Origin of the sequence: Balneola sp. (genome assembly GCA_003712055.1) — a bacterium.
Classification (GTDB): Bacteria; Bacteroidota; Rhodothermia; order Balneolales; family Balneolaceae; genus RHLJ01.
The window spans coordinates 39,311-54,648 of record RHLJ01000006.1 but is presented as its reverse complement, the minus strand read 5'-3'; the positions used below and the strand labels follow the sequence as shown (position 1 = coordinate 54,648).

The window sequence follows — 15,338 nt, the reverse complement described above, 5'->3', positions numbered from 1 at the left end:
TTTTTTGAGCCAGTTAAAAGTTGACTCTACTTTAGACAGGCTCAGTTTTTGAAGTATCAATCTTTGAAAAACTAAAGCTCAATACCTCGAAAAAAGAATTGTAGTTCTGTTTTAGCAACCAATCTAAATTCATCATTTATATTCGAGGAGTAATTTAGATCTCTCGCAAAAAAATTCCCTGGATTAGAAATTTTATATCTAAATAATAGATTTCGATTCTCAACTTCTCCGTCTATTCGAATTCTCTCTAAAGATAATAGAACATCCCCATTGAGTATCAGATTAAGAAAACTAATATCTTTGGTAACAACCCCTGTTTTTTGTTTTTCTTTCAAATAAACATTATCTCTAATTAGATTTTCTCCAACTTTACCATCTTGAAAATCATAAATATTTATCCTGAAAAACATACTATCCCCTACAATTTGGCTGATTTTAAAATTTGCACTTGTGATATATGTTGGTTTTTCAAAACTAATTTTTGTAGCTATTTCATCTCCTGACCTCCAATTGGAAAGAACCGTTCCACCCTTTCTTTTAGAGTCATTCCCAAATATTTTTTCTTTACCTAACCTATTCGAATTAACTGTTATTTCTGTAAAACTAAATTTTACAGGAACCATACGAATTTCGTTCAATTCTTTAACCTGATCAACAACCAAAACTATATTCTCATACCCTACATAAGAAAACTTAACAGAATCAGAAATCTCGATTTTATCGCTAACTAATAAAAAACTCCCATCAATACTACTTACTGTACCGATTCTAGTTCCTAGCACTCCAATATTAACATATGGTAAGGGTAAACCAGTAGAATCACTCACTATCGTACTTGTAATTCCAACTTGTGAATTACACAGATTATAAAAACCTATAGAAAATATTAGGAAGAAAAATGATATAAATAAGGTATTATTTTTATTGTCAAATCTACACATTATACCTAAATGAATAAAATATGAAAAGTAATTTGGATTTATATAACTGACCTAATAATCTATTATTTATCTCTTTTTTAGTTACTTAAAAATTTAATTAACCTAAAATTACGTCTATAAAAAACTATACTTTTATTCGGCTTATCTATTTCGGAATAATGAGTATCTAAAACTTTTCCTGTAGATGTAACTAGAAAAGCGATCGGATTATCAAAATTTAGATCCTCGTTAACTATTGTTGTATTAGATTGCAGTAACTTATATCCGAATTCAGCTTCATATAACCTTTCGAGTAATGTCGAATCATTTCCTATCAAAAAAACAGTAAAAAAAGAGTGATTTATTTCAAGATTGTCATTCAATAAATTAACTTCATTTTGAATACACTCAATACAACCAGTACTTTTAAAAAAAATATATAGATGTATATCACCATGCCCTGCGTTAACTAAGGTTTTATTTAACTTAAATTCTTTTAGACCATTATCGTCTTGATAGTAGCTATTTATAGGTATACTATTTAATATAGTTTTATAGCTTTTATTTTTTGAAATGGAATAAATATTTATTGCTAGCAAAATAAAAATTCCTACCAATAACTCTTTTTTAGTTATCCAATTTAAATCTATAAATCTCATCATTATTAAAACTTATAGCGTAAATATAATTTTCATTTACATCTATACTTATCATAGATATATCTAAATTTCCATTTACTTTATATTGTTCAATTGGAATACCATCCCAAGTAATTACTTTTATGTAAAAATTATCTGGAGCTGTGAGTTCATTACTTCCCCTGTAAAGTAGATAAATATTATCATCATTAGCTGTAGCAAAAACGTAATATTGAATTAAATTCATATCTATAAATTCAGATAATGGATATTCTAAATCCAATTTAGAATCTTCCTCTAAGATAAAATTTCTTTTTTCTTTTGTATTTATATCAATTATTTCAAGGAGTGGTGCATGTACACTAATTAAAGCTAATTTATTATTATTCCGGGATAAAACAGGAGTTCTTGAATTAATATTAATTTGTTCAGTTCTATCATAGGGATTTAGCTTAAAATTTATAAGTTCAATTATGTCATATTCATCTTTTTGAAAATTGTAGATTACGATTCCTTTTTTTGAATCAATCCTTTGATGAATATGATCGTCATAGATTCCGATAAGATTTGCTTTATCTAAGTAAAAAATTTCTCTTAATCCGATAAACTCTCTAGGCAAATTAATTTCTCTTTTTACTATAATTCGTGATGAATCAATAGAAAGTGTTAAATCGATTTCTTTTAGTTTAAGTAACTGTGCATCAAATATAAAAACACTACTATTAGTATTGTCATATATATGATAAGGAATCAATAACTCATCAGGGCCAGGGCCAATTTTGCCGAACACTCCAATTTTATAGAGATCCTCATTGTAAACATGGTATAAAGAATCTAACTGAATTGTACTTAGTAATAATAAACTATCTAATGGTTTTATAAAAAAATTTCCAAACTGATCTTCAAGAATTATTTCTTCTTTTAAGTCTATAGGCTCAGGAAAATTTGTTACTACTTCTATATTATTATTCTTTTGTTCTACACAATTTAGTATCAGGATTATGCTTGCTAGAAAAAATATGTTTGAAAATTTCATTTACTTATAAGGCAAAGGTATATAAATATACCTTTGCACAAATTTTATTAATTATTTAGGCTATTCTTCGCCAGGATTTGACGTAGTACATTCAGATTGAGGTGCCAACCCCCTTCTAAATTGTACTGTAGTACAAGTAGTACAATTGGTATAGTCATATGTCAAATTTATTTTTGATTGAGACCAACATGGTATAAGATCTCCAGATCTAGCATAAGCATCTTCACCTCCAATCGTTATATTATGTTCTTCAGATAAGTTTATGGTAATTAAAAAAATAAACGCAAACAAAATTATAATTTTATATTTAATTTTCTCCATTGTTACAATGATTAGTTCAAGTTGACATAAAAATTTATGTTTTCAGGAGATGAGTTTCTCCCTTTTCAGACTCCCTTTTCAGACTCCCTTTTCAGACTCCCTTTTCAGACTCCCTTTTCAGACTCCCTTTTCAGACTCCCTTTTCAGACTCCCTTTTCAGACTCCCTTTTCAGACTCCCTATACACATACCAGTATGCCTGTTAACAAACTTGTATAAAGCAGTATCATTTGCAAAACCTAATTCTCGGGCAATACAATAATAAATATCGTCAGGAGATGTTCTGAGACATTCTTTTATCTTCTTGATTTTTTGTTGTATATAAATTTCTTTCGGAGAACAGCCATAATGAGTCTTAACTTTTTTTGAAAAATAATCTGCCGAAGAATACCCCATGAGCTCTGCCCACTCAGCTACGGTAGTAACTCTCGTAATATGCTCTCCTAATATATCAACTGCATTCTCTATTTTGTGCATTGGAAGTTAATTAATTACAAAGTTCTTAGCGCTTGCAGAACTACCTAACCTATTTCTCTTCAAGACTTTGTTAAAAAAGTAATTACTTTTAAAAAATCAAAATAATTCTTACTGCTACTTTTTCACCCACATTCCAGAAACAAAAAGCAGTAACCCAGTACTAAACAACAATCCCCAGATCACAATAACTGCAAGTGGCTCCCAAAACTCGTTGGAACCAAAAATTAGCATAGGGGTTAATCCTGCTATGGTAGTAGTGGTTGTAATTAAAATTGTCCGAATCTTTTTTCTAAATACATACAGCCAGTTTCTAAGTCCACCTATTCCTTTTTTTAATTCCAACTGATGCTGATGGATCAAAAGAATTGCATTATTAACTACTACCCCGATACTTAACAATGCCCCGGCTATTGCTCCTCGATCAAATGCAAGATCGTTAGAAAGAGTGCCAAGCATAATACCTATACCACATAACGGAACAGCAAGAATCACAAAAAGCGGCCCTTTCCAGCTCTCAAGTAGTGCTGAAACAATCATCCAGACACTTAATACACTTAGAAAAGCTATGAACCATAAATTTCTAGTAGTCTCTTCGTTATCCCTTCCAAAAAAAGAAAAACCATAGTTAATGCTTGCCCCTACTGGAACAGGAACTGCATCTAAAGTTTGCTGGATATATTCCCTTCCCATTCGGAAATTCCCCAAAAAATTTAAGGTAATTGTTCGTTCATAAGATTGGTTATTTCTTCGAATCTCTGTTAACGCTTTCTCTTTTTGAATTTCACTTATTCGAGCAAGGTTAAAGGAAGCATTTTGGGTTTCCCTTGGTGTGTTCATGAGATCTTCTTCATACATTAGTTCTGCTCCAGTGGTACCTATCAGGTACATTTTTTGACCTTCGAACTCCACTTTGCTAACCGTATTAGTTGGATTCAAGTCTATGGATAAAGCCTGTAATACTTCTCTTCGATCTAAACCTTTCGCGACTATCGTTTCATTATCCAACTCTAGCTTATATTGTTGAAAATCGTTTCTACTGAAGTAGGAGCTTGAATTAATATCTACCTCTCTTACACGTCGATTCCTCTCCAGTCTTCTCTGAATTTCTCCAGCCAATTCATAAAGCTCATCATAGGAATATCCCGTTAGCTGAATCCTATGAGAAGAAGACTGCCCTCCAAAGCCAGTACTTATCCCGTCACCAAAACCCGAAACAGAAGTAGCTACATTACCTGTACGAGCTGCCAGGTACATTGCCTCTCCAAAGAAATAATAAGGGTCGGGATTAAATAAATAATCAGGGTCAACGGCAAACCTGATATGAGCACCATAGTATTCTGACATCTGAGCTTCATAGTAGGTGAAGGCCTGCTGATAGGGTTTTACAATTGTCTCGTAGTTAGCTACAATCTTATCGATCTCGGAAAGCGGCGTGCCTTGAGGAGAGCGGATATAAACCGTTATATACTCTTGTTCGCTTCTACTCCATGGACTTCCAAAATAGGTTTCACTTACAAATTTCTGTGTGATTCCTCCTATCCACGGATCGATATTATCACGATTATCAAAATAAACCTGTGTGAATTCCGGCCAATTGGTGCTTTCCCAGTCAGGATCAGGAATAAGAAACAGAGGAACACCAATCAGCCATATCAATGCTGCTAAAACAACCCACTTTAATTTGTTTCGGTAAAAGAGAAGTTGAAGTCCAAGTTTGTTTGAAACAATATTTCTCCTGGGCTTTTTGGCAGAGCCATTTTCTTTTTCGGAGGTAAGCCATATCAAAGCATAAGGAATCCAGGTAAAAGCGATTAGTACAGAACAAACAAGAGTGAGGGTTAATGCCACTGCAAGTGGCATTAGGAATAATTTCAGTTCATCCAGGGCAAAAAGAAGCGGAATAAAAATACCTATGGTTGTAAATGTGCTGCCAAATACAGGAACAACAGCATTCCCAAGTTTTCCAATTATATGCTTACTCCTTTCCTGCCTTGAGAGAGGCAACTCAGAATTAATCTGCTCAAAAACCACCACTGCGTTGTCAATCAACATCCCAAGTGCAATGGTTATGCCCGCGAGAGTAATTACATTGAGTGTATAATTAAAAACCAAGAGCAACGCTATGCTCATTAATACTGAGAAAAGCACACTACCGATGATAATTAGCGGGGCCCGTAAGCTCCGGATGAATAGCAGTACAATGACAAATACTAGCACTCCACTTAACATAGCCTGAGTAGCTAATTCATCAAATTGTTCCCTCAATTCCTCTGTCGAATCAAACTGCATTCTTAGTTCCATCCCTTCAGGAATCTTGGACTCTATTATCTCCATTTTTTCAATAATCTCTTTCGCAAGTTCTAAAGCATCTGCCCCTCCTTCTTTCACGAATTCTATAGTTAATGCAGGATTCCCATTTATCCTTCTCTTTGTTTTAGAAGGATAATCGGTAACACTTACTGAAGCAATTTCTTCGAGTAATAATTGTCTTTGAGAGCCTGGAAGTGATATTCTCATTCCGGCAATATCAGCTCGCTGGTTAAATACCGGAGGTAATATCAGGCTTGTTCGTTCTCCCATTCCATCTACAAAACCCGCACCATTCCAGGAGAGTTTATCCCTTATCTCTACTAAAACAAGGCTGGGGGAAATATCATATTTTTCAAGTTGATCACGATCAAATTCAATGATTAATGCCGGGTCTTCTACCCCTTCCAGTTTTATATCAGCTAATCCCTCAGTCCCCAGCAATTGGGTTTTTATATTTTGCCGGGCGTATTCGAGCAATGTTTTTCCCTGCAATTCTCCACTAAGGGTAAAAATCAGAAAAGTTTGCTGGTCCTCTAATTCCTGGGGCACCTGTCGAGAAATAGATGCCGGAGAAATATTAGTGGGGAGATCAGCCTCCAGAGTATTCAAATACTCCCGCATTTCAAGAGCCCGGAATTCTACCGGCGCATTTTTGAAAAAGGTAATGGTAACTGAACTCCTTCCTTCCTGGGTAATAGATCGTATTTCTGAAACATCTCGCAGACGATTTGCAGCACTTTCCACTTTTCGCGTAATCTCCTGTTCCATAATCTCAGGAACAGTGCTTCCCCACGAATAAGAAACTGTAATGGATGGTAAGTTGAGTTCAGGTGTTTGCTCAATACTTATAGAATTCCAAGCTACAAATCCTACCAAACATACCATCAGGTAAAAAAAGGAGATCAGGTATTTGCGCCTCAGTAATTCTTCCATTGCTTTAATTATCTAACAATGGCACCACTTTTTGCTGATGGCTGATACTAAAATGTTTGTCTATAGCTAAGGTATCCCCTGGAAAAATATCCGGATGATTTACGAGTACCCATTCAGTGGTCATAGCCTCCGGAGTTACATAAATCCACTCAACTTCATCCTTATTAAGCTTGAATACCAACGTTCGTCCATCTCTTTCCAGCAATGCCTCTCTGGGCATTCTCACTTTACTTGTTTCGCTTCTTACAAAAACTCTTCCTTCAACCGTCATTCCCGGTTTTAAATACTCTTGGGGGTTTTCCACCTTTGCAACTACCTGTCCTGTTTTGGTATCCAGATTTATTTCAGGTGAAATAGCTGATATCACACCAGAAAAAGAATTGCCTGATGGATCTTCTAGTTGAATCTCCATTCCTGAGTTTAAGCCACTAATCTCTGATTCCAGTACATCGAAGCGAACATATACAATTTCACTATTGATTAGCACCCCCAGTTCCTTTCCAGCAGAAATATATGCCCCATTCGTAATTACTTCTTTCGTGGATATTATACCTGAAAAAGGAGCTTTCAATGTGGTATAGGAAAGGTCCAGCTTCGCTCGGTCATAAGCGATCTCTGCATCAGCAAGTCCGGAGGTAATTCGATACCCTTCCAGGTCATTCGTATTTCCATTAGTACCACGAAGTTGTGCTTCTACTTCAAAATCAGCTTTAGCTTTCAGATAGTTATTATAAGCCTCTTGCTCCCTCAATTCCCATTCTTCCTTATTCAGTTGAAAGATGAGTTCTCCTTCCTCAATTACTTTGCCTTCAACAATATTATGGTTTTCAAGGAATCCACCTATTCTTGGTGCGAGAGAAATTTTTTGATCCGGTTCTATTACTCCCCTGCTTTCTACAAAAAATTGTAGTGGTTCTGCATCAACTACAGTAAAGACTACTTCAGGACGTATTTCTATACTATCTAAATCAGGTTGCTCTACTCTCTCTTTCTCACCTATACAGCCAACTAACAAAAAAAGGGCCAATACAGGTATCATGTTTAATATGTATTTAGACCTGGTTCTCATTATGACGTTTTATTTAATTGATATTTCTTACGATTAATAACTCTGAATACGGTAGGAATTATGTACAATGTTAGTAATGTACTCGTAAATAGGCCCCCAACCAAAGCAATTGCCAAAGACTGACGAAATACATACCCATCTCCAATAGGAATAAGCATGGGTATTAGACCCAAAATAGTTGTCAAACTTGTCATAACCACAGGTCTGAACCTATTAATGCCCGCTTGTTGTATGGCAGCGTCCAGATCTCCTGTCTCAGCGAGATATCTTCTCATAAAATCTATTTTCAAAATAGAATCATTTACTGCAATACCAGTAAGTATTAAAATTCCCATAAAAGAGAGAGCATTCAAACTTAAGCCTGTAACAAAGAGTATTCCTATAGAGCCAATCCATGCAAATGGAATAGCTAAAATAATGAGCAAAGGATAGAGCAGGTTTTCATATTGGATAGCAAGAATCAGGTAGATTAGAAGGACGCTTAGCGACAAAAGCATTCCTAATTGTTTTAATAATTCAATGAGCTCCGGAGCTTGGCCAAAAACCCGAACCTCCTGACTTGTTTCTCTCATAAACTGCTGGATTTCCTCATTGATTAACGCTGACTTCCACCACCAATCTGTATAACTAAGATTAGTTGTAAATGTAAGCACAGGAGCTTGCCCAATCCGCTCAATCTGCTCGGCTTCTTCTGCTTCTGTAATAATAACCAGGTCAGAAAGAGGGATAATTTTATCATCAAAATTCAAGCTGATATCGTCAGGGTGTATGACTTGCTGACCCTGAGCTCTAAGCCTTACCGAAACATTTTCATCCTGCCTTGTCCAATCCGTAATCCACTTTCCCCTGGAAACAGATTCGAGATAGTTTATAACTTCTCTTTCCGAAATACCATAGTTAAGTAACTCTTTGCTTTTGAACCGGAGTTGATACACCGATACTCTCTGAGGGTATTTTTCCTGGGTTTGAAGGCTAGGAAAATCATCCGATAGCTCCTCAAATAAAGCACTCCCTACCCGTTTACTAAATGTTCTGTCTTCTCCAATAATGGATACTTCTACCGGAACTTCACTGGAAGATTCCACAACAGTAAAACCTCTGGTAGCTTTTTGAATTATATCCCAGGTATCATAACTGGCAAGCAATTGCTCGAAAATGGTTTCGACTTGAAAAATTTGTTCCTGATTACTTACCGGAATAGAGAGATGAAGTTTATTGAGAGCCTCATCGGTAACCGTATTTAGGCTTATATCATCGGTATATCCTGCATAGGCTAGAATCCCTTCAATATCACTGTTGCTCTGAATCGTTCGTACTACTTCAAAAGCTATTTCCTGAGTAGATCTAAGCGAGGTATTACCCGGCAAAGTGATTAGATATTCAAGTTGATCCGGTTCACTTTCCGGAAGAGAAGCTTTATCTATATATAGAAAGGTACCAATAGTACTTGCTATGAGTAGCGAAGCAACTACAAAAACAACGAGTGGTCTTTTTTTTACTTTTGAAAGACTTCTTTCATAAGCCTGAACGAGATTTGTCAGCCATATTGAAATACGCCCAAGAATTTTACTTTCCTTATCAGACGAAAATTGTGCTACAAAAACAGGAAGAATTATTAATGCCACTAATAACGATGAAAGCAGACTGATAGATAAGGTAGCGGCAAGATCTCGAAAAAAGGCTCCTTCGAATCCACCTAAAAAAAGCAGTGGTAGAAATACGGATACGGTTGTGAAAGTTGATGCAGTTACCGCCAGGGCTATTTCCCTTGTCCCTTTTAGCGAAGCGGTGAACCTGTCTAAGCCTTGCTCTTTATATCGATTGATATTCTCCAGCACAACAATTGAGTTATCTAAAAGCAGCCCAATACCTAATGTCAATCCACTCAAAGAAATGATGTTCAATTGAATGTCGAGAACAAACATAAGGGTAAAAGTGAGGAAAATGCTTGCTGGAATTGAAATCCCAATAGTGAAAGGAGTTCGGGCATCGTTTAGAAAAAGAAACAGCACCATAAATGCCAGCACACCACCTATAAGCAAGGTCTGAAGTAAGTTAGAGATGGAGTTCTGAATATAGGTAGCATCCTCGAGTACAATCCCGATTTCTATTTCCGGGTATTGAGTTTCTATCTCTCCTAAGGTTTCCAATAAAGTTTCAAATACAGATACTGTATTTGACCCAAACTCTTTTTTTACCTGAACACTTAGTATCTCTTTATCATCCAATAGTGCAAAGGATGTAGGATCTGCTTCAGTAAGGGTAATATCAGCCAGTTCATCAAGAAGTAGCACTCTCCCATTAGCCAGCGACTTGACCGGAGTTTGGCGAATATCTTCTATCGAATTTATTCGGCTTTCAATTTTTAAGGCATAGCGATACCAGCCGTCTCTAAGCTCTCCTGTCGAAGAAAACAGGTTTGCATCCTGAACCACCTGTTGCACCTGGGCCAGGGAAACATCAAAGCGATCAAGTAAAGAAGGGTCATAATTGATTTGCACTTCTGGCTCTACTGCACCAACCAGTATGGCCTGAGCTATCCCTTCTTGCTGCTCTAACCTTCGGGTAAATACCTGCTCTGCCCATTGCTTTAATTCTAGCTGGTCACTAAAACTTTGAATCTCCTGATTCTTATTGGAAAGCGACAAAGTCGCGACAGGCTGATCGGAACCTGAGGCGTATATGATTTGCGGCCTTTCGGACTGTTCTGGCAGTAAATACCGGGCCTGGTCCAGCTTTTCTCTCACATTCAGAAATGCCAAATCCATATCGGTTCCCCAGTTAAAGGTGAGGAACAATAGGCTCTTGCCTTGACGGGCTAACCCACGAATTTCTTTTACCCCTTTCACCGAACCCATAATCCCTTCCAGTGGCTCATTAATCCGGTACTCTACTTCCGAAGCTGGGGCTCCAATATACTCCGTCGAAATAAGTAAGCTCGGCTGGCTTACATCCGGTAGCAATTCTACGGATAACCGGGACAGAGAAATCCCACCAAAAATTAAAACGGCTAGAACAATGATAACCGAGGCAATGGGTTTTCTAAGAAGCAAATAGAGTTATTTTAGTTACTTAAAGAATAGTACTGATATGATTATTTGAAGTCCAACTTTCATAGAGAAAATTATGCTTTAATTAACCAATATTTAAGTAAGGTTGTACAATTCTAAAGTTGGCATCTTCCCAGCTTGGAATCTCGGGTGAACTAGAAGCCGTGGGGTTAATCTCTGTGGTATAAATACAAAAGCAAACTAAGACACGGAGCATTGACGAACACGTACCCGTGCATTATTCCAGCTTGAACATTTACTTATATCGATAAGCGCAATCAGTTAATGAAGCTCTTATGAATCTTTTTTTTGACGGAGTTAATTAAAAAAATTTCATTGTCCCTGATCTTTAACCTTGTAAACCCGCTTATGGGGTCACCTGTACTTTCAACTAATATATATTTGGTCACTTTTTTTGTAGCTAAATCAATCGAATGGAGCTTTCCCATATAGCTAAAGTAAATCTTTTCTTTCGTAATCGATAAATCATGAAGGATAATATTAATTCCCTGGCCTATTAGATCATTGGCATTTCCAGTAAATGACGTTTTCGTTTTTCTCATAAAAGGCTTATTGAATTCCGTTAATTCTTTATCCGGAAGAAGATTGAATACATATTTTTCAGATTCGGTTACAATAAAGATTAATGGAAGGCCTTTAAATCCATAGGTTAGCATACGTTGTGTATCGTTATAATCATGAGTAATACGATTATGGGATATGTATGAATCATTTAATGGTGTAATTCTGGGAATAAATTTATTCACCAATTTGGCTTCAGTATCGATTTGGATGAGCAATGAATCTTTGTATGGTGATTGTTGAATAAAGAAGGTATTGTTATCACCGTTCACTAAGTCAAGTGACCAATAATTTGTATTAATAAACTCACTTACAGTTCGGTCAATTTCTTTTCCATGTTTATCGTACTCAATTAAACTGCTTAAACCAGTATCCAAAACAAATATCCTGATTTGCTCTTGATTCTCCACGATGGTATTGATGGATGCAGGCTTTAGTAATTCATTAGGCCCCTTTCCTTTTTGAGCTATAGTTTTCACATATTCACCATTCGCTTCATATACATGAATGGCACCTCCTCGCACATCCAAAATCCAGTACTGTTCACCTACTTTTCCTATATCTACGGGGAAGTTCGATATTGGATCACTCCCATTAGCTGTTTCGATATCATACAGAGACTCGAAAACTAATGTATCCGAATTAATAACTTCATCTGATACTGTTAATCCTATATAATCAAAAGAATCTAATTCCAATTCTGACACATACCCTGGTACACTGTGCTCATTTTTACAACTTAGTATGAATACACTTAATATTAAAAATAATAATCGCATAAATATAAAAAGCAACGACTAGGTCATTGCTTTGATTGTTTGAAAATAACAGTTAATTATAGTGGTTATGAAGGATAACACCAATCATCTCCTCCATCATATTGTCCTCCAATAGTGCCTTCTTCGAGAAAAATTCCGTCTGAAGTATACATGATCCAAGACACGGTATCATTATCATTATTAACTATATCTATGATAACACTACCTGAAGAATTGGTACACTGCCACCAATCAGCATAAGATGCTCTAACGTCCATAAACATACAAAGTAGCATTACAAAGAAACAGCTAAATATTATTTTACTTTTTTTCATCACTGTATAGTTATTTAAAATTGAAGATCAAATCTATTCTACCAGAGCTGTATTCTCAAACTATTATCCCCATGATTATTCCCCATGATTATTCCCCATGATTATTCCCCATGATTATTCCCCATGATTATTCCCCATGATTATTCCCCAAAAAAAAGGTGTAACCACTATCGAAGGATTGCAAATTTATTTAGGCTTTTGGGTGGTTCTTTTCACGAAACGGTACATACAGTCATCATTATCAAATCCAAGTTCTCTCGCGATAGCATACATAGTAGTTTCTTTGTCACTATTTCTAAGTGCATTAACGGTAGCTACTGTCCAAATTCGATCGTGTACATCTTTTGGTCTTTCACCAAAATGGTGTAAGAAACTTCTGGAGAATTTTTTTGAGGAAGTATAGCCCATCTTTTGCGCCCATTGATAAATAGATTTTAGTTCGGAGCGATATTCTTGAAGTACATCTAGGGCTTCAGCTATATCTTTTTTCATGAATAGATATGAATTTTGTTTTAATACTTACTCAATAATCGAACTGATATGCTGCCCTAAAATATCAACAGCATTCTCTATGTGTTGCATTTGAGTTCATATTTATTGATGACCATTTTGACAAGACGGCTTTTTTACTTCTCTCTATTCTTAAGCCGTTGGAAATGAAAGAATTAATTTTAAAAGATCAAAATCAAGATTTCGTTACATCTAGCTATATAATCTGTTTCCTCAACCTGGCCACGGGCTCATTCAATTGCTCCCGGTATTTACTTACTGTCCTTCGGGCTACTTTATATCCTTTTTCATTAAGAGCATCCGCTAATGCCTGGTCACTCAAAGGATTTCTCTTGTCTTCATTATCAATAATTGTTTGAAGGATATTCTTGACTTCCCGGTTTGAGACTTCTTCTCCACTTTCGGTTTCTAATCCTTCGTTAAAGAAGTATTTAAGCTCATACACTCCAAAATTGGTCTGCACGTACTTCCCGTTTACTACACGAGATACCGTAGAGATATCCATCCCAATTCGCTCAGCTACATCTTTCAGAATCATGGGTTTTAATCCGTCTCCGAACTTGAAAAAATCTTCCTGCAGAGCTACCATCGTTTTCATGGTATTCATGAGTGTATTCTGACGTTGCCTTATTGATTCAATAAACCAGTTAGCCGAATCTATCTTCCCTTTCATGAATTGTTGTGTCTGAGCATCTGCCTTATCCTTTTTGGCTTTAATCTCATCCCACATCTGTTTGTACTCCGGAGAAATCCTAAGAGAAGGAGCGTTGCGTTGATTCAGATGAATAACAAACTCCCCATTCCCGGTTTCACTTTGATGTTCTCCCCTCCAATACACTTCAAAATCAGGTTCGATATAGTTTTGAGTTTCTTCCAGGCCGTCACTTACTGCACCAGGACGAGGGTCCATTCTTCTAATGGCTTCAAAAGCCTCTTTTAATGATTCTTCATCGGTGTTCAATCTCTGAATAATCTTATCGAAGTGCTTTTTTTCAAATGCTGCCCAGGTCCTATTAACTACTTCGATTGCCAACTCTCTTCCCGGTAACATTTCATCTGCTTCCCGGAGTTGTACTAATAAACAGTCTTGTAAGCTTGTAGAAGCAATCCCTATTGGATCCAGGAGCTGAATCTGCTTTCGTATTCGCTCCACATCTTCCTCTTCCAGATAAATTCCATGATTGAAGGCGATATTATCAGCAACAGCAATTAATTCGCGCCTGAAGTATCCATCTTCATCTAAAGAACCTAAAATTTGATCGGCAATAAGCCGCTCATCTTCAGACAAATCAAGCAGCGAAACCTGCTTCTCCAGCTCTTCTAGCAACGACTCATTATATGGATTGGGAAGGTCTCTCCATTCTTCTATATCCGGATTTACAGGGATTGAGTACGTCTCTCCTTCGAACTCAGTGTTTTTATCAAATTCATCCCAATCTACTTCATGCTCTTCCAGGCTTTCTAAAGCCTCTTCCCGTTCTTCTTTTGGGTCTTCCTCTTGTTGATCAATCCTTTCCTGAATTTGCTGCATCCCATCCAATTCTTCCAGAATAGGATTCATTTCAATTTCTTCCTTTATCCTTTGCTCCAGGGCAATTGTAGGTAGCTGCAATAGCTTTATATACTGCAACTGTTGGGGAGATAGCTTTTGCTGAAGCCCCTGCTGAAGCTTTTGGCTAATATTCTGTTGATTACGGAGCATTTACTCCTCCTCTTTTGACCTTACATATTCGCAAGCAGCAATAAACTCATCGTACCAATCCTGACCGTATCTCCTTACTAACGGAGCCTCAAGAAACTCAGCCAGATAAGTACCTTCCTCCTTACCTTTCTCACATGCAGGAGAACAAATATTTGGTACATATTCGAAATTAGCGTAGTCAAACCCAGCAATTTTTTTCAATCGAACAGGAAAAAGATGGCAACTCAGAGGTTTCTCCCAATTAAAGCGACCTTCGAAATAAGCCTTTTGAATAGTACAATAGGCGACATCATGTTCATCATAATTCACAAATACACATTCAGCCCCACCCACACATGAGATTTCATATCCCTTTTCTTTGGAGCCTATTACAACCCCTTCCCGATCAGCTACTTCTACCGCTTCAGGTCGCAATTCATCTTTTAGAAGTCGATAAGCTTTGTGGAGTATAGGTACTTCATCTTTAGAAACCGGGGCACCAGCGTCACCAACTACACAGCAAGCTCCCTTGCATCGAGGAAGGTCACAAGCAAACTTTGCTGTTGCTACATCATCCGCTATTATGGTATCCTGTACTTTGATCATCGGCCCAATATACAAACATCGTGCCAATCCGAAATATCCTATTGATAACTATTCTTTTTGGAACATTATTTCAAAGCATTCTTTAACAATTTGATAACCTATTCCCAACTATC

13 protein-coding genes are annotated in these 15,338 nt (G+C 36.6%); all 13 read right to left on the bottom strand.

What is annotated here, in order from left to right:
* Positions 1 to 71 precede the first annotated feature (71 nt).
* The 13 genes from ED557_13680 to ED557_13620 all read right to left on the bottom strand — a co-directional run bounded on the left by ED557_13680 (position 72) and on the right by ED557_13620 (position 15,225).
* Entirely contained in the window at positions 72 to 941 is an 870-nt protein-coding gene (locus ED557_13680; protein RNC79571.1) for a carboxypeptidase-like regulatory domain-containing protein, read from the bottom strand.
* A 77-nt stretch (positions 942 to 1,018) separates the two neighbouring features.
* Positions 1,019 to 1,579, bottom strand: coding sequence for a hypothetical protein (locus ED557_13675; protein ID RNC79570.1), 561 nt, complete (start codon positions 1,577 to 1,579; stop codon positions 1,019 to 1,021).
* On the bottom strand, positions 1,548 to 2,594 hold the full coding sequence (locus ED557_13670; protein ID RNC79569.1) for a hypothetical protein: 1,047 nt from the start codon (positions 2,592 to 2,594) through the stop codon (positions 1,548 to 1,550). The genes ED557_13675 and ED557_13670 overlap by 32 nt, the downstream gene beginning before the upstream one ends.
* Positions 2,595 to 2,654: 60 nt before the next feature.
* The gene (locus ED557_13665; GenBank protein RNC79568.1) at positions 2,655 to 2,915 is read right to left on the bottom strand and encodes a hypothetical protein; all 261 of its coding nucleotides are present in this window, start codon (positions 2,913 to 2,915) and stop codon (positions 2,655 to 2,657) included.
* Positions 2,916 to 3,058: 143 nt separating this feature from the next.
* The gene (locus ED557_13660; GenBank protein RNC79567.1) at positions 3,059 to 3,391 is read right to left on the bottom strand and encodes an AraC family transcriptional regulator; all 333 of its coding nucleotides are present in this window, start codon (positions 3,389 to 3,391) and stop codon (positions 3,059 to 3,061) included.
* A gap of 114 nt (positions 3,392 to 3,505) precedes the next feature.
* Positions 3,506 to 6,634: an efflux RND transporter permease subunit gene (locus ED557_13655; GenBank protein RNC79566.1), complete on the bottom strand. Its 3,129-nt coding sequence runs from the start codon at positions 6,632 to 6,634 to the stop codon at positions 3,506 to 3,508.
* A gap of 4 nt (positions 6,635 to 6,638) precedes the next feature.
* Positions 6,639 to 7,703, bottom strand: a complete 1,065-nt coding sequence (locus ED557_13650; GenBank protein RNC79565.1) for an efflux RND transporter periplasmic adaptor subunit — start codon at positions 7,701 to 7,703, stop codon at positions 6,639 to 6,641.
* Positions 7,703 to 10,756, bottom strand: a complete 3,054-nt coding sequence (locus tag ED557_13645; protein ID RNC79564.1) for an efflux RND transporter permease subunit — start codon at positions 10,754 to 10,756, stop codon at positions 7,703 to 7,705. Before ED557_13645 ends, ED557_13650 begins: the two co-directional genes overlap by 1 nt.
* Before the next feature lie 275 nt (positions 10,757 to 11,031).
* Entirely contained in the window at positions 11,032 to 12,114 is a 1,083-nt protein-coding gene (locus ED557_13640; GenBank protein RNC79563.1) for a 6-bladed beta-propeller, read from the bottom strand.
* Positions 12,115 to 12,179: 65 nt separating this feature from the next.
* The gene (locus ED557_13635; GenBank protein ID RNC79562.1) at positions 12,180 to 12,377 is read right to left on the bottom strand and encodes a hypothetical protein; all 198 of its coding nucleotides are present in this window, start codon (positions 12,375 to 12,377) and stop codon (positions 12,180 to 12,182) included.
* A gap of 237 nt (positions 12,378 to 12,614) precedes the next feature.
* Positions 12,615 to 12,920 (bottom strand): hypothetical protein, encoded by a 306-nt coding sequence (locus ED557_13630; protein RNC79561.1) that lies wholly within the window; start codon positions 12,918 to 12,920, stop codon positions 12,615 to 12,617.
* A gap of 214 nt (positions 12,921 to 13,134) precedes the next feature.
* The gene (rpoN, locus tag ED557_13625; GenBank protein RNC79560.1) at positions 13,135 to 14,640 is read right to left on the bottom strand and encodes an RNA polymerase sigma-54 factor; all 1,506 of its coding nucleotides are present in this window, start codon (positions 14,638 to 14,640) and stop codon (positions 13,135 to 13,137) included.
* Positions 14,641 to 15,225 carry a DUF3109 family protein gene (locus tag ED557_13620; protein RNC79746.1) on the bottom strand — a complete coding sequence of 195 codons (585 nt, stop codon included), beginning with the start codon at positions 15,223 to 15,225 and terminating at the stop codon, positions 14,641 to 14,643. It lies immediately after the preceding gene.
* Positions 15,226 to 15,338 lie beyond the last annotated feature (113 nt).

Excerpts from the sequence above, each read along its gene's own strand:
- rpoN (RNC79560.1), bottom strand. The coding sequence starts at position 14,640 with ATGCTCCGTAATCAACAGAATATTAGCCAAAAGCTTCAGCAGGGGCTT.
- ED557_13680 (RNC79571.1), bottom strand. The coding sequence starts at position 941 with ATGTGTAGATTTGACAATAAAAATAATACCTTATTTATATCATTTTTC.
- ED557_13630 (RNC79561.1), bottom strand. The coding sequence starts at position 12,920 with ATGAAAAAAGATATAGCTGAAGCCCTAGATGTACTTCAAGAATATCGC.
- ED557_13620 (RNC79746.1), bottom strand. The coding sequence starts at position 15,225 with ATGATCAAAGTACAGGATACCATAATAGCGGATGATGTAGCAACAGCA.
- ED557_13635 (RNC79562.1), bottom strand. The coding sequence starts at position 12,377 with ATGTTTATGGACGTTAGAGCATCTTATGCTGATTGGTGGCAGTGTACC.
- ED557_13655 (RNC79566.1), bottom strand. The coding sequence starts at position 6,634 with ATGGAAGAATTACTGAGGCGCAAATACCTGATCTCCTTTTTTTACCTG.
- ED557_13640 (RNC79563.1), bottom strand. The coding sequence starts at position 12,114 with ATGCGATTATTATTTTTAATATTAAGTGTATTCATACTAAGTTGTAAA.
- ED557_13650 (RNC79565.1), bottom strand. The coding sequence starts at position 7,703 with ATGAGAACCAGGTCTAAATACATATTAAACATGATACCTGTATTGGCC.
- ED557_13670 (RNC79569.1), bottom strand. The coding sequence starts at position 2,594 with ATGAAATTTTCAAACATATTTTTTCTAGCAAGCATAATCCTGATACTA.
- ED557_13665 (RNC79568.1), bottom strand. The coding sequence starts at position 2,915 with ATGGAGAAAATTAAATATAAAATTATAATTTTGTTTGCGTTTATTTTT.
- ED557_13675 (RNC79570.1), bottom strand. The coding sequence starts at position 1,579 with ATGAGATTTATAGATTTAAATTGGATAACTAAAAAAGAGTTATTGGTA.
- ED557_13660 (RNC79567.1), bottom strand. The coding sequence starts at position 3,391 with ATGCACAAAATAGAGAATGCAGTTGATATATTAGGAGAGCATATTACG.